This window comes from Bacteroides sp. An269 (genome assembly GCF_002159755.1).
Lineage (GTDB): Bacteria > Bacteroidota > Bacteroidia > Bacteroidales > Bacteroidaceae > Phocaeicola > Phocaeicola intestinalis.
The window spans coordinates 41,606-63,249 of the sequence record NZ_NFJG01000002.1 but is presented as its reverse complement, the minus strand read 5'-3'; the positions used below and the strand labels follow the sequence as shown (position 1 = coordinate 63,249).

Genomic DNA, 21,644 nt, shown 5'->3' with positions numbered 1-21,644 from the left:
TTTCATACAAGTGCCAGCCTGCACGAAGCTATCTGCATTAAATGCATTGAGGAGTTTCGTCATTTTGGCACATTGGCAAATTTATTGTACCTTTGCGTCTGCAAGAACAGATATATAAATCAAGGAATATATGACAAAGAAAAGACCTCTGCTGCTGTTGTCGAATGATGACGGCATAAATGCCAAAGGGATACATGAACTGATCCGTGCCTTACGCCCGGTAGGAGATTTGATTGTAGTAGCCCCCGACGGTCCCCGTTCGGGAGCTTCGGGTGCCATCACATCTGCTTCTCCCATACAATATGCCTTGCTTCAGCAGGAAGCAGGGCTGGCTTTGTACAAATGTTCGGGCACTCCAGTCGATTGCGTAAAACTGGCATTGCATGCCATTGTGCCTGCCGTGCCCGATTTGGTGATTGGCGGAATCAACCACGGAGACAACTCTTCGGTAAATGTGCATTATTCGGGCACAATGGGAGTGGTTATTGAAGGTTGTCTGAAAGGGATTCCTTCCATAGGCTTTTCGTTGTGCAACCACAGTGCCGATGCTGATTTTTCTGCTACATTGCCCTACGTACGCCGTATCGTGGAAGAAACCCTGGCAAAAGGACTGCCCGAGGGGATATGCCTGAACGTGAATTTCCCCGACACCTCAGATTTAGAAGGAGTACTGATATGCCGGCAGACACACGGTGTATGGACGAACGAGTTTGTAAAAGCCGACCATCCGAGGGGCGGAAACTATTTCTGGTTAACAGGCGAATACAAGAACCTGGAGCCTGATGCCGAAGACACCGACCATTGGGCATTGGCACACAATTATGTGGCGATAACTCCGACCCAAATCGACGTAACCGCCTATGCTATGGTACGTGAACTGAAAACGTGGAACTTTGACGTATGAAATATTATCTGATAGTAGGAGAAGCATCGGGCGACCTGCATGCATCCAATCTGATGCGTGCATTGCTCCAGGAAGACCCCAAGGCAGAATTCCGGTTCTTCGGAGGTGACTTGATGAAAGAAGTGGGCGGCACGTGTGTCCGGCATTACAAATCACTGGCATACATGGGATTCATCCCTGTACTATTACACCTGCGGACGATTCTCCGCAACATGGAATTCTGCAAGAACGATGTGGAAGCCTGGAATCCTGATGTGCTGATACTGGTGGATTATCCGGGTTTCAACCTGAAAATAGCCCAGTACATCAAGCTGCACACCGAAATCCCCATCTTTTACTACATTTCCCCTAAGATATGGGCATGGAAAGAATACCGCATCAAAAACATCCAGCACGATGTAGACGCAATGTTTTCCATCTTGCCGTTCGAGGTGGAGTTTTATCAGAGATACCATTTCCCGGTACATTATGTGGGCAATCCGTGCGTGGATGCCGTCGATGCTTTCCGGAAAAACTTCAACGAAACATTCGAAACTTTCGTCTCTGCACATAACTGGGAGCAGAAACCGATTATCGCTTTACTTGCAGGGAGCAGAAAACAAGAGATAAAAGACAACCTGCGTAGGATGATAAAGGCCTCACGATATTTTCCAGACTATCAGTTTGTAGTAGCCGGTGCTCCGGGCATTGAGGCAGACTTTTACCGCCGGTACATGGATGCAGATACAAAGATAGTCTTTGGCGAAACTTATCGTTTGCTTTCCCATGCTACAGCGGCACTGGTCACTTCGGGTACAGCCACGCTTGAGACTGCACTTTTCCGTACGCCTCAGGTAGTATGCTATTACACCGCTGCAGGAAAACTGGTCTCGCTATTGAGACGTATGATTCTAAAAGTACCCTTTGTATCATTGGTCAACCTGATAGCCGGCAAGGAAGTCGTGACCGAACTGGTAGCAGGTGATATGCAGGTAAAAGCAATCAAACAAGAATTGTCATACATCTTGCCAGGCAGCGAGCGACGTAAACGGATGCTGGAAAATTACGATTGCCTGATACAGATTCTAGGAAAGGCTGGAGCATCCGGACGGGCTGCCCGCCAGATGCTGCAAGCCTTGTCGGCATATAAGAAACGGTTATATCAATGAAAGAATATATAAGTAAACCACAGCTGCAGGTACCGCCATCAGTGTACTATCGAAACGGTCGAGCATACCTCCGTGTCCAGGCAGGATGTTTCCCGAATCCTTGATGCCCAATGTCCGTTTGAAAAGTGACTCGGTCAGGTCTCCCCATGTGCCGAACACCACGATGGTCAATCCTAAGCCAATCCACTCACCCATTGTGAGAAAGGTAAAATAATGAGAGAGCACAACAGCTGCAATGATGCAAAACACAGCCCCGCCAATTGAGCCTTCCCATGACTTTTTAGGAGATATACGTTCAAACAAACGGTGCTTTCCGAACAGCATACCCGTACAATAAGCTCCGGTATCGTTTATCCATGTAAAGATAAAAATAGACAAAGGTAATACCGGATTATACTGCGAAACGCTAGTCGCTGCACTGTTGTGATAAGCCAGCAGGTTCAGCAAGGCAAACGAAAGACCGATGTAGAGCTGGCTCATCATAGAATATGCCCAATTGTTGATAGGGTCTTTTTGCTGCTTATACAATTCACTGATAAACAAATACAAGATAAGAAACAGGTAAGGTATGAATATTTCGTTACTTCCCGGAACGACTCCAATGTATCCGAAGCAAAGAAACAAGAACACTCCTGCCAGGATAGTGATAGATTTGTTCATCTGTACCTGACCGGTTGCGTTCACCAGTGTGCCAAATTCGTTGATGGTCAGTGCACTGATGACGCAAAACAGAATGGTGAACGAGATAGGACCTCCTAGAATACATCCTACCAATACGGCGACAAAAACGACACCTGTAATTGTCCGTTGTAGAAAATTATTTTTCATGGTACTTATGTTTATCCATCAACCGAGGCTGTCTCAAAATAAAAAACGACAATCAAAAAGTAAGGTCATTCTGAGTGCCTATTTCCTGCGGAAAATGAGCACTCAGAATGACAAAATGAAAGCTGATTTCTATTTGATACACCCTCGATTGACTTATTTACTTGTTTTCACCAGTTTGCTCCGAAGTCTTTGGGGACTCCTCTTCCTGTCCTTCGTTTTCTTCCCGGGCAGCATTTTCAGGCAATGCTTTAGGCTGTCCGGCTTCTATTTGGGCCGTTTCAGACTTATGCTCCTCTGCCATGATTTCTTCCGAGCGGGAAGTCCAAGGCCGTTTGCCGAATATTTTTTCCACGTCTTCGGCAAAAATCACTTCACGCTCTATCAACATCTGCGCCAGTTGTGCATGTCCTTCACGGTGTTGTTGCAACAGCTCTTTAGCACGAGCGTACTGCTCATTGATCATTTTCTGCACTTCCTGATCAATGATTTCAGCAGTATGTTCACTGTAAGGTTTATTAAATGCGTACTCATCATTGTTATAATAGCACAGGTTGGGCAATTTGTCGCTCATGCCGGCAAAAGCTATCATGGCGTAAGCCTGTTTGGTGACACGCTCCAAGTCATTCATGGCACCCGTGGAGATTTGTCCGACACAAATCTCTTCTGCCGCACGTCCTCCCAGGGTAGCACACATTTCATCCAACATTTGTTCCTTGGTAGTAAGTTGGCGTTCTTCCGGCAAATACCAGGCAGCCCCCAATGCCCTTCCACGGGGGACAATGGTTACTTTGATCAGCGGGTTGGCATGCTCCAACAGCCAAGACACAGTGGCATGTCCTGCCTCATGCAGGGCTATGGCACGTTTTTCAGCAGCGGTCATTACTTTTGTCTTCTTTTCCAGACCTCCTACAATGCGGTCGATAGCAGCCAAGAAATCATCCTTTCCCACCGATTCCTTCGAGTGACGTGCCGCTATCAAGGCAGCTTCATTACACACATTGGCAATGTCAGCACCGCTGAATCCCGGTGTCTGGCGTGCCAGCAAGTCTACATCAACGGTATTATCCAGCTTCAACGGACGTAAATGTACACCGAATACTTCTTTCCGTTCGTTCAAGTCGGGCAAGTCTACATAAATCTGCCGGTCGAAACGTCCTGCACGTAATAATGCCTTATCCAAAATATCTACACGGTTAGTCGCAGCCAAAATGATGACTCCACTATTCGAGCCGAATCCATCCATCTCAGTCAGCAACTGGTTCAAGGTATTTTCACGCTCGTCATTACCTCCCATGTTCGGGTTTTTTCCACGGGCACGTCCTACGGCATCTATTTCATCAATAAAGATAATACAGGGAGATTTTTCTTTGGCTTGGCGAAACAGATCCCGCACACGCGATGCCCCTACGCCCACAAACATCTCTACGAAATCGGAACCCGAAATCGAAAAGAACGGCACATCGGCTTCACCTGCCACCGCTTTGGCAAGCAAAGTCTTTCCTGTCCCCGGAGGACCTACCAGCAAAGCTCCTTTAGGAATTTTTCCTCCCAGCTTCGTATATTTTTCCGGGTCTTTCAGGAAGTCCACAATTTCCTGCACTTCTTGTTTAGCGGCAGCCTGACCAGCCACATCTTTGAATGTCACACGGTTGGCACCTTTTTCGAACAATTGTGCTTTGCTTTTTCCTACATTGAATACACCTCCAGTTCCCCCTGGTCCTGCACCTCCGCTCATGCGCCGCATGGCATAAATCCAGATGGCTATCAGCAGCAAAAACGGAAATATGTTCCAGAAAATCATTCCAAAATAGTTATTCCGCTTTTCATAACTGACAGACCCCGTAAAGTGTCCATTAGCCTGTTCTTCATCAAGAAATTTATCCAATGTATCTATAGAACCGACTTGAATAGTCACAGCAGGACTTTTTCCGACTTTGCTGGCATCTTGTTTGAATACATCCACGATGTGTTCAGGTTTGATAAACATCTCCACCGTGTTATCGTCATAAGCGATGATTTTGCTGGCATATCCTTTTTTTACCATTTCCTTAAATTCGGTATAGGATATTTCTTTGTTTGCACTGCCTTCATCACTTGACAAGTAAAGAAAGCCGAATACAAGCGCTATTACCACGTAAAGCCACGTCAGGTTAGGACGAGGCACATTGATTTTAGGCTTATTGTTCGGAGTATTATTGATATTGTTGTTTTGATTTTCGCTCATGATGTATATGAAAATGAATGGTTAGTCCAAATCAGGGATTGTTGTTAGTTTTGCATCTGCCCAAAGATTCTCCAAATTATAGAAAGAACGGACTTCGGGCAAGAATACATGCACCAGAATATCGCCATAATCCATGGCTATCCATTGTGCATTGCGCACTCCGTCCATACCGTATACTCTTTCTCCGGTCGTTTTTTTTACATACTCTTTTACCGAATCTGCAATAGCCAAAACTTGACTGGAGGAATTTCCTTGGCAAATGATGAAATACTTACAGATGGTATCTCCTATATTGGTTAAGTCTGCGATTACGATGTTTTTGCCTTTTTTCTCTTGAATGCCTTCTGTTATTTTTTGCACTAAAAGTTTTGTTTCGTTCATTACGTTCTGTCCTTTGTTTTGTTTTAAAAATTTGTTTTTAATGGTTTCTTCTCTATTAATATAAAGAGAACATGCGGCAAATATACTTGGTTTTCTGTACATCACGAAAGATTGACACTTAATTCTCTCTTTCTTTTGTATTTTTTTGAAAAAAAACTTCAAAATCCTTGCTATGTTAGAGAAAAGTTGTACCTTTGCAGCGTCAAAATCGTAACATCGGTTAATGACATGATTTTGGGCTATGGTGTAATGGTAACACAACAGATTCTGGTCCTGTTTTTCTTGGTTCGAATCCGAGTAGCCCAACTTCAATAAGTGATTGTCTCCAGGGAGGAGATAATTATATTATGTGTTTGGGCTATGGTGTAATGGTAACACAACAGATTCTGGTCCTGTTTTTCTTGGTTCGAATCCGAGTAGCCCAACATAAAAAAGACCGTTTCAAACTTGATTTGAGACGGTCTTTTTATTTAAAAACTGTTTTGAATTTCTACAAAAAGTTTGTCAAGCCGGATTTTGCGCCCGTACACATTATGTCCATCGGATTCTTTTCCAAGCCAAACCAGAACATTATATTTTGCGCGGTATGAAATTGTGCATTTTCTCACCACAGAGGACACAAAGTACCACAGAGGAAAAATTAAAAAAACACTGTGCACCTCTGTGTCTGTGGTAAGAAACATGACTGCCTTGCTTGTAAGATTATTAATCTTCACGCCGAAAGATTATTAATCTTCACGCTGTAAGATTAATAATCTTACCAACGATGCAGTAAATCGCTCATGCAGCCTAATCCATTTCCAATTCCATATATTCTGCGTAAAACCTGTGTAACAAGTCTGCAAATTCCTCCGGCAATCTTTTCAAGACTTCTTCCCGAATAGTTTCGGGAACACCTCCATAATAGGCCTCGGCAATGCTTCCGGCAATGGCACCCATCGTATCAGTATCGCCACCTAACGAGACAGCCAGTCGGACAGCACTTTCGTAATCAGCACTTTCCAAAAATGCGATAATAGATTCGGGAACAGAGCCTTGACATCGGGAATCGAAACGATAAGCGGGGCGTATCTCATCGCATGTACGGTCCAAATTGTAATGGAAAGTTTCCTCGATGTATGCCTTAATAGCTTCTTTCGGATGATTCTTGCGTGCCAGGAAAATGCAGGCAGCAGTAGCTTGTGCACCTTTGATACCTTCAGGATGATTATGAGTAACCGATGCACTTTCCCGAGCCGCATCTAAGGTTTCCTCAAGTGTACCGAATACCCATCCCACAGGGCTGACCCGCATGGCAGCTCCGTTTCCAAAACTATTATAAGGCTGAGGATACTCCTCTTTCAACCATTTCTTAAACATACCTCCATACCCGGCATGGGGATACCTGCGTCCAAGGTCCTGCATAATGTCCGTCAGGCTTCCTTTCTCCAGCAACCAGCGAACATTAGCTACGGTCATTACGGTATCGTCGGTAAATGTCGAATCTTTGCCAAACAAAGGAAAGTCTGGGGTTTTACATCCACGCCATTCATAAACCGAACCGATGATATCGCCTGCCGCAGCTCCTGCCAGAAAGTTTTTCGAAGAAGAACGAAGCAAGCGGAGCGTAAGCGCGTCCTGTTCTCCACCGAAATGCTTGCACAACACACGCCGAAACAGGTCGTCTGTAGCTACTTGGTTGAACAGAGTCATACACGAGCGTACTTTCATTGCGTCCAGCGTACCAAATACGCTTTCAGCACTTTTATCCGTATTCAGGAAAACAAGGGTGATTTCGCGCAAGCGATTTCCCAATACAGGATGCTTCAGGTAATCCTGTGCTTCTTTCAGGTCTGCTATACCATAATAATCAGAAGTTTCACTTATACCCAACCCTCTCAGTTGTGGGAATATCCACCAAATCCAATGATTGGTTTTCCGTCCAGCCTTTACCTCGGCAAGAGCTTCTGCATACGTGTTTTGTTGTGCGGTCAAGAATCGGTCTATTTGCATAGTAATAGAATATTAATGTGATACAATCTCCAGTAATACGTTATTCAAACTCCAAGACAAACGTGGTGTTCCATCCGTTAGTACCGGCACGCAACAAGCTGATGCTCCCTCCCGAAAGCTTCATAATCTGACGGGAAAGCGAAAGACCGATGCCACTTCCATTGATACGAGTGGTAAAGAAAGGAACAAAAATCTGTTCGGCTTCCTCTTCCGGAATTACCGGACCGTCATTACTGATATAAATAAAAACATGCTCATCAGCTGCACTGTAGGCACGTATGTGGATGCGCCCCTTGTTCCCACCGATAGACTGTACCGCATTTTTCAAAATGTTTATCAAAACTTGCCGAATCAGGTTCGGGTCAGCATACAGCATCAGCTCTACCGGTTCTATCTGCAAAGTAAGTGCCACTGTCTCGGGCACAAGATTCAGTCCTTGTATCTGCTTCAAAAGGTCCATCAGGTAGAAAGGTTCGGGAGAAGGTTTCTGTAAGGCTGAAAATTTGCGGTAACTGTCTACAAACGAAATCAACCCTGTCGATGTCTCGTGAATGGCACGGATACCGTCGTACAATGGACCGTTTACGACATCTTTCCGTTTCAGGAATGTTTCGCTCAGCGAAGAAATGGGAGCGATGGAGTTCATAATTTCGTGGGTCAGCACACGAGTCAGCTTAATCCACGAATCCAATTCCTTTGCGTCCAGTTCATTGCGGATATCGTTCAAAGTAAGGATACGCACATTCTTCCCGCCCAGCTGCATCTCGGTTGCCCGCACCGACAATTGCACATCACCTTTTCCTGTTGTGTACTGAAGATTGCACCGTTCTCCGGCTTTCAGTGTACGCAACAAGTATGGAACTTCGGTACCGAAACGTTCCAGCTGACGTAGCGTGCTAAGTATCGGTATTCCCAACAGCCGCGCAGCTGCCGGATTGGTTTGTACGACAACGTGATTTTCATCCAGTACGATTACCCCTGAACTTACACTCGACAATATTTGTTCGTAGAACCGTTCCCGCTGTTCCATCAGTTGCTTCTGTTCACCCATCAGGCTACCGAACTGGTTCAATGTTTCCTGCAACACACGTTCTCCACCCGAAAAGCCATAAAGAGGCAAGCGGAACGAATAGTCACGGTTACGGATGGCTTCCAGCATCAGCCAGCTTTTCTCACGCAATTGTTGTTGCATCTGATAGGATATCCATGCGACTATAACGCATAATCCTCCTCCTGCAATGCCTGCCCACCAAACCTTTTCCAAGATACCGGCCGTAAGCAATGCTATTCCACCCATCAAAGCTACCAGACGGACAAACGTTGCATAAAACCACTTATAAGCCATACCGTTTCATCTTATTATAAAGCGTTTGCCGGGTTACTCCCAACTTGGCGGCTGCTTGTGACAAGTTGCCGTCACACTGTCCGATAGCTTGCTGAATCATCGTACGCTCCATTTCATCCAAGGTGTGAAATGCCATTTCTGTTTTTTCTTCAGTCCCCGATGCGTTTTCTCTTTCTGCCATATCAGCCAACTGCAACGATTCGGCACGCAACTCACCGTCATCCGCCAAAATCACAGCTTTCTCAATCGTATGCTGCAATTCACGGATATTCCCGTACCACGGATATGCCAATAGCCGGGCTGCCGCGTCCGGAGCAAATGTGCCGCTGGTCCTTCCGTATTGCTTGGCATAGCGTTCCAGAAACATCCGCGCCAACGGAAGAATATCTTCTTTCCGCTCGCGGAGCGAAGGGATGTGCAAGTGAATGGTGTTAATGCGGTAAAGCAAGTCTTCACGGAACTCCCCCTTGCGTACCATTTCATCCAAGTCGCGGTTGGTGGCGCATATCAGGCGGATATTGGTAGGTTGCGGCAGGTTGCTTCCTACCTTGATGAAACTCCGCTTCTGAATGGCGGTCAGCAGTTTTGCCTGCAGGTAATAAGGCAGATTGGCTATCTCGTCCAAAAACAAGGTTCCGCCATCGGCAGCCTCAAAGCGTCCGATACGGTCGGCATGGGCATCGGTGAACGAACCTTTTACATGACCGAACAATTCACTTTCGAACAGCGATTCGGTAATGGCACCCATATCCACCACGACCATCGGTCCGTCTTTCCGGTTCGAAAGGCGGTGTATCTCACGTGCCAGCATATCCTTTCCGGTTCCGTTCTCGCCGGTAATCAGGATATTAGCGTCCGTAGTGCTGACTTTTTCCACCAATGCACGCAAAGGACGGATAGCGGGCGAATTGCCCCAATACATTGTCGTATCATTCCCTTCCGAGACCAACATTGCACGTTTTTTCTCCTTTCGTCCATTGCATACTTTACGATATACATCCAGTAAAGTCTGAATCAACTTGTCATTGTTCCACGGCTTCACGATAAAGTCGGCAGCACCGTCCTTAATCCCTCTTACCGCAAGGTCGATATCGGCGTATGCCGTAAACAGCACCACTGCCGCCTGCGGACGCAATCGACGGATTTCCTTCAGCCAGTAAAGTCCCTCGTTCCCGTTGTTGATGCCCGAAGAAAAGTTCATATCCAGCAATACTATATCTACACCGTTTTGAGCCAGTACAGTCGGTATCGTTACGGGAGAGTCAAGTGTCAGAATCTGCCCGAAATAATCTACCAGCAAATATTGCAAAGAAGTCAAGATGTTGCGGTTATCATCCACCACCAATAAAGTTCCTTGTTTTGCCATTGTTGTTTCTGATTTTTTCAACGCAGATTAACGCGGATTAACGCTGATTTTTATTAATCCGCGAAAATCTACGTTAATCTGCGTTTCATCTTTCTGTCTGCAAAGATACACAAAGAAACAATACGCCCTTTCATAGGAAGTGTCTAATTTTTTGACACCAAGTGTCTAATTTTTTGACACTCCACCCAATGAGCTTTTTTATAACAAGCAGGAAACCAACTATTTAATTTTCTGGCACGATATTTGTTATTGATTTGACAGAAACAAAGACAAAATATGAAAAAGAATATGAACATACGAAAATCAATGGGCATGCTGCTCTGCCTGTGCAGCCTGTCAGCAACTGCCCAAGAAGCATGGGACATCGACCGCTGCATGGCATACGCTGTAGAACACAACCGTACCGTGAAGCAGCGAAAACTGGAATCCGACAACTACCGGCTGGATAAGATAGAAGCCATCGGGCAATTCCTGCCCGGAGTAAGCGGAAGCGTGAGTGCACAGTACAGTTACGGACGTTCGGTAGACCCCGGAACCAACACCTACATCTCACAATCTACGTTCAACAACGGCTATGCCATGGAAGGCTCGATGCCTATCTTTCAGGGAGGAAGCCTTATCAACCAAGTGCGGCGGGCAAGAGCGAACGAACTGTTAGGCAAAGCCGCCCTGCAGGAAGCGAAAGACAATACCGCACTCGAAACCTTCCAGGCATACATCGACGCTCTTTATTACTACGGAACAACCCGCCTGGCAGAACAGAAGCTGGTAGAAAGCGACTCATTAGTTTACAAGACCCGCCGCCAAGAAGCGTTGGGACTGAAAGGCATGGCGGACGTGGCACAAATGGAAGCCCAGCAAGCCACCGATGCCTACAACCTGACCCATCAGCGCAACCTCTATGAGACGGCAATGCTCACCCTGAAGCAGACGATGAACTATCCCGTAGCGGATACCCTCGTGCTCGACACCCGGCTGATAGACACACCCGTCATCGAACAGGTGCGGCTCTCGGCAGACAACGCCGATGACGTGTTCCGCATCGCCCTCAACTGCAACCCCACCCTGCGCCAGTCGGAAATGAACAAGCAAGTGGCGCGGATGAACCGCAAGATATCGTGGGGCTCGCTCTTCCCTACCATCAGCATCTTCGGTGGCATCTCTTCTTCTTATTATAAAGAGTTACACCAAAGCGGCTACGACAACTTCGCCGACCAGATGAAGAACAACTTCGGTTCCTACTTCGGCATCTCGATGAGCATCCCCATCTTCAACCGCATGTCCGGTTCCATTGGTGTGAAGCAGGCAAAAAACAACTACCTCATCGCCACCCAGCAATACGAGGCACAGAAAGAAGCCCTGCAGAAACTGGTGCTGCAAGCCGTGCAAGACCGCGAAGGATTCCTCAAGGAAAGCCTGCAGATGGAAAAGAAAGTCACCTCCGACTCCATCGCCTACCGCGTCACACGCCGCAAGTTCGAAGAAGGACTGATGACCTCGCTCGACGTGCAGAACAATGCATCCACCCTCCTCGAAAGCCAGACCGGACTGCTGCAAAGCAAACTCACCTACGTAATGAAGTGCCGCCTGGTAGATTATTATAAAGGAGAGGAAATCATTCGGAATGAAGAGAGAAATGCTACTAAAGAAACGCAGATTATCGCAGATTAACACAGATTGGGCTTAATCATTAAAATTTATAATCTGTGAAAATCTGCGTGAATCTGCGTTTCAAAAAAGAATAAGGAATGAAGAATCGTAAATCGTAAATAGTAAACAGTAAATCGCAAAATCGTAAATTTTAAAATTATGGATATTCAACTCGAAAAGAAAAAAGGCATTCAGAAGAAACACATCCCCTACATCGCAGGCGGCGCGGTCATCCTCGCCCTGCTGGTATGGATTATCTTCGGCAACCACGCATCCACCTTGCGCATCGACGGCGACGCACTCAACATCGCCGACGTCACCTACGGAGAGTTCAACGACTACATCCGCCTCAACGGACAAGTGCAACCCATTTCTATCGTGCAGCTCAGCCCCGAAGAAGGCGGCATCGTGCAGGAAAAAGTAGTCGAGGAAGGCGCGCACGTGAAGAAAGGCGACGTCATCCTCCGCCTGAGCAACTCCAACCTCGACCTTCAGATTTTGAACGCCGAATCGGAACTTGCCGAAAAACAAAACCTGCTGCGAAACACCCAAGTGACCATGCAGCAAGACAAGCTGAACAATGAGACCGAAAAAGTACAGCTCGATGTAGACACACGCCGCAAGCTCCGCACCTTCCAACAATACGAACGGCTCTACAACGAACGGCTCATCAGCCGCGAAGAATATTTGCAAGCGCAGGAAGACTACCAGGTGGCGCAGAAACAGCACCAGCTCATCACCGAACGCCTTGTGCAAGACTCCATTTACCGCACCATCCAAATGGACCAGATGGAAGACAACCTGCACAACATGCGCCAGAACGTCCTCCTCATCCGCGAGCGCAAGGACAAGCTGGAAGTGCGTGCCCCGATAGACGGAGAACTGGGACTGCTGGATGTGGAACTGGGACAGAACATCACTGCCGGACAGATGGTAGGCCAAATCAACGACCTTTCCGACTTCAAGATTGAAGCGATGATAGACGAGCACTACATCGACCGCGTCACCAACGGGCTGCCAGCCACCTTCGAACGGCAGGGAGCAACGTTCAGCCTCAAGGTGCGCAAAGTCTACCCCGAAGTGCGCGAAGGACGTTTCCGCACCGACCTTGTCTTCGAAGGCAACCGCCCCGAAAATATCCGCAGCGGACAGACGTATTACATCGATTTGCAATTGGGCGAACCGACCCAAAGCGTCCTCATCCCGAAAGGCACATTCTTCCAAGTAACGGGCGGCAACTGGATTTTCGTCCTCGACAAGGACGGCAAGAAAGCATACCGCCGCCAGATACGCATCGGACGCCAGAACCCCCAATACTACGAGGTGCTGGAAGGCCTAGAGCAAGGCGAACGGGTCATCGTCTCGGGCTACGAAAGCTACAAGGACAACGAAGTGCTCATCCTGAAATGACGGATTTTTCACCACAGATTACACAGATTTATTAAATGAAGAATTAAGAATGAGGAATAATAATTTGATAAATCTGTGTAATCTGTGGTGAAAAAAGCCTGATTCGACCCCTCGAACGATACAACAACCATTAAAAACATAAAATTTATGAAACAGATTATCCTTTCACTCATCGTACTTCTCGGCGCAAGCCTCAACGCCTGCATGGCAAAAGACAACCAGACCAGCGAAACACGCAACATCAGCGGCTACACTTCCATCCGTATCGACGGCGTGGCAACCGTCCGCTTCGCGCAAAGCGACACTTGGTCGTGCCGTATAGAAGGCAAAGCCGAAGAATTGGACCGACTCACCACCACAGTAAAAAACGGCACACTAATCATCGACCAACGGAAAGAGGGCAAACGGGAGCAGAACATTCAAGGTACAACCCTCTATCTCTCCGCCCCCACGCTCGATGAAGTGGAAATAGATGGCGTAGGCACATTCGAATGCGAAGAACCACTAAAAGCCGAAGACATCCGTTTCGAAATAGACGGCGTCGGCACTATAAAAATCGCCGACCTGCATTGTCAGACAGTACAGATAGATATCGACGGTGTGGGCAAAGGCAATGTCAACGTGTATTGCGATAAGCTGAAAGCTCGTGCCGATGGAGTCAGTTCGCTCAAGCTGAGCGGCAAGGCGCATTCGGCAGACATCAAAGACGGCTTCTTAAGCAAAATCAATGACAGCCGGCTGAAAGTTGAGGAATAAGTTCACCACAGATTACACAGATTAATAAATTTAAAATGCAGAGCCACAGGATACACAGAAGAAATCAATTAAAAAATCTGTGTAATCTGTGGTGAAAAGAAATCGTAAATAGTAAATCGCAAAATCGTAAATAACCACATGAACACCTTAGCACGCAACTTCTCGCATACCTTCCGGCGTTTCCTCACGGCAAGCGTCCTCAACATCATCGGGCTGGCGATTGCCTTCGCCTCCTTCTTCGTCATCATGACGCAGGTAGACTATGATTTGAATTTCAACAAAGGGTATAAGGACTACCAGAACATCTATCGGCTGGAAATCAAGCCCAACGAGGAATGGGGCTGGCAGCTTTGGACACCTCGCCCCATTGCCGAACTGATTGGCACCGCCTCGCCACATATCCAGGCATCCGCCATTACCGGGTGGGTAAATGATAACGATTATGAAGTGAATGGAAATCTTTTCAACGAACCTATGATGACCGGCTTCGGCGACTTTATGAACGTGTTCCAGCCCGAAATGGTAACAGGCTCTACCGATGCCTTGGAAAAGAAAGACAACGTATTGATTCCCGTCTCAATGGCTATGCGCATGTTCGGAAGCACGGACGTCGTCGGCAAAATGCTGTTCCGAGGCAAACAGTCGGATAACAAGCCTGTGACCATAGGCGGTGTCTACAAGGATTTCCCCGAGAACTCGCAGATAGGCAACTATATCTTTATGCCTTTTGACCCGGACATAGACAAAAACAACTGGGGCAACTGGAACTACACCTGCTATTACCGTCTGGACAATCCGGCAAACGTTTCCGAAGTGGAGAAGCTGGCATTCCAAAAACTGATGAAAATAGCACCTGAAGAACTGCAAGAAGGGTTACAAGAAGAAAAAGACAACGCTGATTTCTTTCATTTAATCCCTTTATCGGAAGTGCATTTCTCGAAGATAGGCAACAAAAGTGCCAGCAGCCGCACCACGGTCTACCTGCTCATCTGTGTGTCGTTCCTCATCGTCATTGTTGCCGCTATCAACTTCATGAACTTCTCGCTAGCGGAAACGCCGATGCGCCTCAAGAGCATCAACACGCAGAAGGTGCTGGGAGCAAAGACTTCTTCCCTGCGCGGCGGACTTATTGCGGAATCGGTGCTTATCAGCCTCATCGCTTTTGCCGTATCGCTGGTGCTGCTGCTCGCCGTACGCAATTCAGGCATACAGGATTTGGTGACAGCCGACCTCAGCCTCGGCAAGCATTTGCCTTTACTGGCGGCTACGTTCGGCATCAGCATTCTGATTGGCGTGCTGGCAGGGCTGTACCCCTCATTCTACGTTACGTCTTTCCCTCCCGCACTGGTGCTGAAAGGTTCGTTCGGCCTCTCGCCTAAAGGGCGGAAGCTGCGCACGGCGTTGGTATGCTTCCAGTTCTTCGTGGCGTTCATGCTGATTATCGCCATTGGCATCATGTACACACAGAGCCGCTACATCCGCACCTCAGAGTACGGCTACGATAAAGACGACATTGTCGTAGGCGATGTAACCCAAGACGCACGCAACCAAAAAGATGCCGTAGTAAGCGAATTGTCGCGCATATCGGGCGTGGAAGGCGTGGCATTCTCGCAATTCGTACTCAATTCGCAAGATACTTATATGAGCTGGGGACGAGGCGAAGGAGACAAGAACATCAATTTCGCCTGCTTCCCTGTAGACGAACATTACTTGGACGTAATGGGCATCCGCATCACCGAAGGGCGCAACTTCAAACCCAGCGACAACGGTGTATATATCTTTAATGAAGCCGCACGCAAAAAATACCCGTGGATGGCGGTAGATATGCCAGCCACTCCCGGCGACTGGAACGTAGTGGGTTTCTGCGAAAACATCCGGTTCAGTACGTTCCGAAACAATGACATTGCCGAGCCTATGGCATTCATTTATGTCAGCAAAGCCAAACTCTGGAGTTATGAAAACATCGTCAACGTCCGCATCTCCGCCGGAACGGACAAGGTAGCCGTTATCCGCTCCCTGCAAAAGGCAATGGAAAAGTTCACGCCGGGGCATGACTTCAACTTCCGGTTCATGGACCAGGTGCTCGACAATGCCTACCGCAACGAACTGCGCTTCACCCGCCAGATATTGCTATTCTCCCTGCTCGCCATCGTCATCAGCATGATAGGCGTGTTCGGGCTCACCATGTTCGAGAGCGAGTACCGCCGCAAGGAGATAGGCATCCGCAAGATATTCGGCAGCACCACGGGCGAAATCCTGCGCATGTTCAACCGCCGTTACCTGTATATACTGATAGGATGCTTCATCGTTGCCGCTCCCTTCGGCTGGTGGATAGGACAGCACTGGCTGGAAGGATTCGCCGAACGCACACCTATCCGTGCCTGGATATTCCTCGCCTCCTTCCTCCTCGTTTCCGCCATCACCATGATAACGGTTACGGTGCAAAGCTGGAAGAATGCCAACGAGAATCCGGCGAACAGTATCAAGACAGAATGAAATAAAGTTCACCACAGATTACACAGATTAATAAATTTAAAACACAGGACCACAGGATACACAGAAATATCAATTAAAAAATCTGTGTAATCTGTGGTGAAAAGAAATCGTAAATAGTAAATCGCTAAATCGTAAATAACCACATGAACACCTTAGCACGCAACTTCTCGCATACCTTCCGGCGCTTCCTCACGGCAAGCGTCCTGAACATCATCGGGCTGGCAATCGCCTTCGCCTCCTTCTTCGTCATCATGACGCAGGTAGACTATGATTTGAATTTCAATAAAGGGTATAAGGATTATGAAAAGATATTCCGCGCCGAATTTAAAGGAGGGGAAGACAGAGACTGGCAAACATGGTTATCCCGTCCGTTTGGAGAAATAATCGAGAACAGTTCTCCCTACGTTGAAGCTGTTTTTAACGCAATGATTTGGAACAGTGGTTACGATTATGAAGTGAACGGACATCTGTTCAACGAAACCACACAAACCGGCTTCGGCAACTTTATAAAGACTTTCCAACCCGAAATGATTGCCGGTTCTGCCGATGCGCTCAACCAAGAAGGGAATATCCTGATTCCCCAATCGATGGCGATACGCTTTTTCGGAAGCACAGACGCCGTAGGTAAAACCATCTTCGAAGGCAAACAAGCGGACAACAAACCGCTGACCATAGGTGGAGTATATAAGGATTTCCCCGAAAACACACAGTTAGGAAACATGCTCCTCAAACCGCTCGACAAGAACGAGAACAAAGACAACTGGAACAATTTCAACTATATCTGCTATGTACGCCTAAGCGATGCCACGCAAGCGGAAAGCATCGAGAAAATAGTCAGCCAAAAACTGTTAGAAATGAAACCTTTCACGGGAGGAATCGAACTGAAGGAAGGCACTCCTTTCTTCCGCCTTACTCCCTTATCGGAAGTCCATTTCTCGAAAATAGGGAATAAGAGTGCCAGCAGCCGTACTACGGTCTATCTGCTTATCTGCGTGTCGTTTCTCATCGTCATCATCGCCGCTATCAACTTTATGAATTTCTCGCTTGCCGAAACGCCGATGCGTATCAAAAGCATCAATACGCAAAAAGTGTTAGGGGCAACTACCGGCTCGCTCCGCACCAGCCTGATTATGGAATCGGTGCTCGTCAGCATCCTTGCCTTTGCCCTCAGCCTTGTTTTGATACTGGCTTTGCGCGATTCGGGCGTAGAAGATTTGGTCAGTGCCGACTTGAGTTTAGGCAAACATGTGATTCTCTTAATCGCCACCTTCGGCATCAGTGTATTAATAGGCATACTGGCAGGGCTATATCCATCGTTCTACGTTACCTCTTTCCCTCCTGCCCTCGTACTGAAAGGCTCGTTCGGCTTATCACCCAAGGGACGGAAGTTGCGCACAACACTGGTTTGTTTCCAGTTCTTCATCTCCTTTATGCTGATTATCGCTATCGGTATCATGTATGCTCAAAGCCGATACATCCGCACTTCGGAATACGGTTATGACAAAGATGCCATCATTGTGGGCGAAACAACCAAAGAAGTCAAGCAACAAATGAATGCCGTCGTAGACGAACTGTCACGCATTTCGGGTGTGGAAGGCGTGGCGTTCTCGCAATTCGTTCTCAGTTCATCCGACACTTATATGAGCTGGGGCATCTCCGAAGGAGAACGGACAATGAACTATGAGGTGATGCCAGTAGACTACCGTTACTTGGATGTAATGGGCATCCGCTTGACCGAAGGACGTAATTTTAAATCTACAGACGGCAGCGGATTCATTTTCAACGAAGCCGCAAGAAAGAAATACCCATGGCTCACACTGAACCAGCCTCCATTCCAAAAGAGCATGGCTTTCCCTGTCATAGGTTTCTGCGAGAATATCAAGTTTACCTCGTTCCGCAACGATAACGATGAACGCCCCATGGCATTCTTCTCTACCAAAGATTTAGGTTGGGAAGGTTGGGAAAACACCGTCAATGTCCGCGTCTCCGCCGGAACAGACAAAGTGGAAATCATACGTTCGCTGCAAAAGGCAATGGAGAAGTTCACGCCGGGACACGACTTCCATTTCCGCTTTATGGACCAAGTGCTCGACAATGCGTACCGCAATGAATTGCGATTCACCAAGCAAATCCTGCTCTTCTCCCTGCTTGCTATTGTCATCAGCATCATCGGCGTATTCGGCTTGACCATGTTCGAGAGCGAATACCGCCGCAAGGAAATCGGCATCCGGAAAATATTCGGAAGCACCACGGGCGAAATCCTCCGCATGTTCAACAAGCGGTACCTATATATACTGATAGGATGCTTCATCGTTGCCGCCCCCTTCGGCTGGTGGATAGGACAGCACTGGCTGGAAGGATTCGCCGAGCGCACTCCCATCCGTGCCTGGATATTCCTCATCTCTTTCCTCCTCGTAACCGCCATCACCATGATAACGGTCACCGTACAAAGTTGGAAGAACGCCAACGAGAATCCGGCGAACAGCATCAAGACAGAATGAAATAAAGTTCAACACAGATTACACAGATTAATAAATTTAAAAATCCGTGTAATCTGTGGTGAAAAAGACACCAACCAACTATTAACTATTAATTATTAATTGTTAATTATTAATTGAAATGAAGACTTACTTCACCTTCTTGGAGCGCAACAAGCTCTTTACATTCGTCAACGTGGCGGGGCTGAGCATCTCGCTGATGTTCGTGCTCCTTATCGCCAACATGGTGACACGGCAGCTCACTGTGGACAAAGACCTGCCCGATGCCGACCGCATCTATGTGTTTGCCAACGAACACTGGGCAGGAGGACATTACAATCTGGGCGACCGCCTGAAAAGCCGCTATCCGGAGATAGAAGACTGGTGCGCCATCAAAGTATCAAACCCGTATGTGCAACCGGACGACAAGCCGGTGCAGGTATTAGGTGCCAGCGTGAAGAAGAACTTCTTCGAGTTCTTCCGCTTCCCTTTGCTGGAAGGGAACCGCGAACAACTGCTTACCGATGACAACAGTGTCGTGCTTACCCGCTCCGCCGCCCTTCGTCTGTTCGGCACCGAGCACGCCGTAGGCAAGACCCTAAAAATCATCCCTTGTAATAACGGGATATTTACCGTGACGGGTATCGTTGAGGACATCAACAATTCTATTATCCCTTCGGACATCGACATCTTCATCCCGTTCGAGAACATGAAATACATCCAATGGAGTTGTTCGATGGAATGCACCGAAATGAACGATGCAGCGGGGAGCACCCTCTTCTTCCGCACCGCTCCGGGAACTGACTTGAACCGGAAAGCCGATGATGTAGTGGCATTCCTGAGAGAGTTTTACTGGTTGTTCAGAGACAGTGACAGCTTCAAGAAAGTCCAATTCATCCCATGGCATGATTTCTACTTTTCCGAAACTCCTGCCACTGTCTACCTCAACCAGTACGACTTCAAGCTGGTAGTGATTTTCATCACCATCGGCGTGCTTATCCTCTTGATGGCGGTACTGAACTACATCAGCATGAGCGTGGCGCAGACCAGCTACCGTGCCAAGGAAATGGCTACACGCCGCCTGCTCGGTTCGTCACGCCCCGACATTTTCTGGCGCATGATAGCCGAATCAGCACTGCTCACATTGGTTTCGTTTATCATAGGCTTCCTCCTTGCCAAAGCCGCCGAACCTGTGGCTATCGACTTGCTTCACGCCAAGCTTGACATCACGGGCGACCTCAATGCCGCGACCCTCCTTATCTATATCGTATTCATCGCAGCACTGACCTTGCTTTCGGGCTTTATCCCGGCTACGATACTTTCCAACTACAACCCTATGGACGTAGTAAAAGGGACTTTCCGACGCAAGACGAAAGCCGTCTACCTGCGAGTGCTCAACATCGTGCAGTGTGGACTGACTATTGCCCTGCTCACTTGTTCCGCCTATCTCTCCGTGCAGATATACCGCATCGTACACGCACCGTTGGGTTACGAATACGGCAACGTGCTGACTTATCCGTCCTACGGCTCTCAAAAGAACCTGCAACTCTTCCGCACCGAAGCAAAGAAGCTGCCCTTCGTGAAGCATGTTTCTTTCTCATGCGGCGTACCCTTGGACGGAGGGAACAACAATACCACCTATATTCCTTCGGCGGACAGCACCTTGGAGATGAGTTTCCAGACCTTTATCGTTGATTCGGCGTTCCTCGACATCTACCACATACAGATAACCGAAGACCGTCATACGCCGATAGGAGGCAACAATTTCTTTCTAAGCGAACGGGCGATGAAGATGTTGGAACCTGTCGGGACCAAAGATTATTTCACGAGCAACAATTACGGACGCACCCAGATAGCCGGCGTGTTCAAGGATTTTGTCATCAGCCGAAGCCTGATAGACCACGATATCCATCCGCTCCAGATACAGATAGAGCATCCCGACAGCATCTATCCATGGAACATTTCGGTGGAAGTGCAGGACGGCGACCTGAACGCTTACAAGAAACAGCTGGACCAGCTTTTCAAGATAGCCGCCAAGGATTTCTCCTTCGAGTCGGCATGGTACGGCGACCAGCTTCGTGACCTCTACGCCGACTTCAGCCGCATGAACCGCCTGATGCTTATCTTTACCGGTGCCGCCCTGCTTATCTCCCTCTTAGGACTAACCGCCATGAGCCTTTACTTCATCGCCCAGCGCAAGCGCGACATGGCGATACGCAAGGTATTCGGCTCCAGTTCGCTAAGCGAGCAGGAGAGGCTGATGAAGTTCTCGCTCGGTTCCTTGGGTATCAGCTTAGCAATAGCCGTCCCGCTGATGATATTCGGCGTACACCAGATAGACAAGATTGTGACCTTCGACAGCACCTTCCCGTGGTGGGTTCCGATAGCTTCCATCACCGTGGTAGCCCTCATCTCGCTGGTTTCGGTATACCTCATCAGCCTGAAAGCCACACGAGAGAATCCGGTGGAAAACCTGAAGACGGAATAAATTCATAGGCACTAGGTGACTAGGTACTAGGAACTAAACACCTTAGTATCTACAAACCTAGTCAACTAGTACCTAGTTACCTAGTCAACTAAATACAGCATTGATCTATAAACTCTCTTAGATTTCAAATGCCGCCGGCAAGCTTGCGTGAGCAAGGAAGCCGGCGGATTTGTTTTTCT

General features: G+C 47.8%; 14 protein-coding genes and 2 tRNA genes. 10 read left to right on the top strand and 6 right to left on the bottom strand.

Annotated features, from left to right (window positions below):
- Positions 1 to 130 precede the first annotated feature (130 nt).
- Entirely contained in the window at positions 131 to 904 is a 774-nt protein-coding gene (surE, locus tag B5F71_RS01320; RefSeq protein ID WP_022041295.1) for a 5'/3'-nucleotidase SurE, read from the top strand.
- Positions 901 to 2,052 carry a lipid-A-disaccharide synthase gene (lpxB, locus tag B5F71_RS01315; protein ID WP_022041294.1) on the top strand — a complete coding sequence of 384 codons (1,152 nt, stop codon included), beginning with the start codon at positions 901 to 903 and terminating at the stop codon, positions 2,050 to 2,052. Before surE ends, lpxB begins: the two co-directional genes overlap by 4 nt.
- Here lpxB and B5F71_RS01310 read toward each other — a convergent pair.
- The 3 genes from B5F71_RS01310 to rsfS all read right to left on the bottom strand — a co-directional run bounded on the left by B5F71_RS01310 (position 2,041) and on the right by rsfS (position 5,485).
- A complete protein-coding gene (locus tag B5F71_RS01310) occupies positions 2,041 to 2,880 on the bottom strand; it encodes a phosphatidate cytidylyltransferase (protein WP_087207235.1) in 840 nt (279 codons plus the stop codon). The genes lpxB and B5F71_RS01310 overlap by 12 nt on opposite strands.
- Positions 2,881 to 3,037: 157 nt before the next feature.
- The gene (gene ftsH, locus B5F71_RS01305) at positions 3,038 to 5,104 is read right to left on the bottom strand and encodes an ATP-dependent zinc metalloprotease FtsH (RefSeq protein ID WP_087207233.1); all 2,067 of its coding nucleotides are present in this window, start codon (positions 5,102 to 5,104) and stop codon (positions 3,038 to 3,040) included.
- Between the two features lie 21 nt (positions 5,105 to 5,125).
- Entirely contained in the window at positions 5,126 to 5,485 is a 360-nt protein-coding gene (gene rsfS, locus B5F71_RS01300) for a ribosome silencing factor (RefSeq protein ID WP_087207267.1), read from the bottom strand.
- 235 nt (positions 5,486 to 5,720) lie between these two features.
- Between rsfS and B5F71_RS01295 the strand changes: the two genes are divergently transcribed.
- Positions 5,721 to 5,791 (top strand) — tRNA-Gln (locus tag B5F71_RS01295).
- 48 nt (positions 5,792 to 5,839) lie between these two features.
- Positions 5,840 to 5,910 (top strand) — tRNA-Gln (locus tag B5F71_RS01290).
- Between the two features lie 364 nt (positions 5,911 to 6,274).
- Here the strand turns inward: B5F71_RS01290 and B5F71_RS01285 are convergent.
- The 3 genes from B5F71_RS01285 to B5F71_RS01275 are packed head-to-tail and all read right to left on the bottom strand — an operon-like array spanning position 6,275 to position 10,188.
- Positions 6,275 to 7,477, bottom strand: coding sequence for a DUF1810 family protein (locus B5F71_RS01285; RefSeq protein ID WP_087207231.1), 1,203 nt, complete (start codon positions 7,475 to 7,477; stop codon positions 6,275 to 6,277).
- A 40-nt stretch (positions 7,478 to 7,517) separates the two neighbouring features.
- On the bottom strand, positions 7,518 to 8,822 hold the full coding sequence (locus tag B5F71_RS01280; RefSeq protein ID WP_087207229.1) for an ATP-binding protein: 1,305 nt from the start codon (positions 8,820 to 8,822) through the stop codon (positions 7,518 to 7,520).
- Positions 8,812 to 10,188, bottom strand: coding sequence for a sigma-54 dependent transcriptional regulator (locus B5F71_RS01275; protein ID WP_087207226.1), 1,377 nt, complete (start codon positions 10,186 to 10,188; stop codon positions 8,812 to 8,814). The genes B5F71_RS01280 and B5F71_RS01275 overlap by 11 nt, the downstream gene beginning before the upstream one ends.
- Positions 10,189 to 10,464: 276 nt before the next feature.
- Between B5F71_RS01275 and B5F71_RS01270 the strand changes: the two genes are divergently transcribed.
- From B5F71_RS01270 to B5F71_RS01245, 6 genes are all read left to right on the top strand, one after another.
- On the top strand, positions 10,465 to 11,859 hold the full coding sequence (locus tag B5F71_RS01270; RefSeq protein ID WP_241148529.1) for a TolC family protein: 1,395 nt from the start codon (positions 10,465 to 10,467) through the stop codon (positions 11,857 to 11,859).
- A 138-nt stretch (positions 11,860 to 11,997) separates the two neighbouring features.
- Positions 11,998 to 13,248 (top strand): efflux RND transporter periplasmic adaptor subunit, encoded by a 1,251-nt coding sequence (locus B5F71_RS01265; protein ID WP_087207224.1) that lies wholly within the window; start codon positions 11,998 to 12,000, stop codon positions 13,246 to 13,248.
- A gap of 147 nt (positions 13,249 to 13,395) precedes the next feature.
- Positions 13,396 to 14,004: a DUF2807 domain-containing protein gene (locus B5F71_RS01260; RefSeq protein WP_087207222.1), complete on the top strand. Its 609-nt coding sequence runs from the start codon at positions 13,396 to 13,398 to the stop codon at positions 14,002 to 14,004.
- Positions 14,005 to 14,142: 138 nt separating this feature from the next.
- Positions 14,143 to 16,500: an FtsX-like permease family protein gene (locus tag B5F71_RS01255; protein WP_087207219.1), complete on the top strand. Its 2,358-nt coding sequence runs from the start codon at positions 14,143 to 14,145 to the stop codon at positions 16,498 to 16,500.
- Positions 16,501 to 16,643: 143 nt separating this feature from the next.
- A complete protein-coding gene (locus B5F71_RS01250; protein WP_087207216.1) occupies positions 16,644 to 19,001 on the top strand; it encodes an FtsX-like permease family protein in 2,358 nt (785 codons plus the stop codon).
- 118 nt (positions 19,002 to 19,119) lie between these two features.
- Positions 19,120 to 21,465, top strand: coding sequence for an ABC transporter permease (locus B5F71_RS01245; RefSeq protein WP_087207214.1), 2,346 nt, complete (start codon positions 19,120 to 19,122; stop codon positions 21,463 to 21,465).
- Positions 21,466 to 21,644 lie beyond the last annotated feature (179 nt).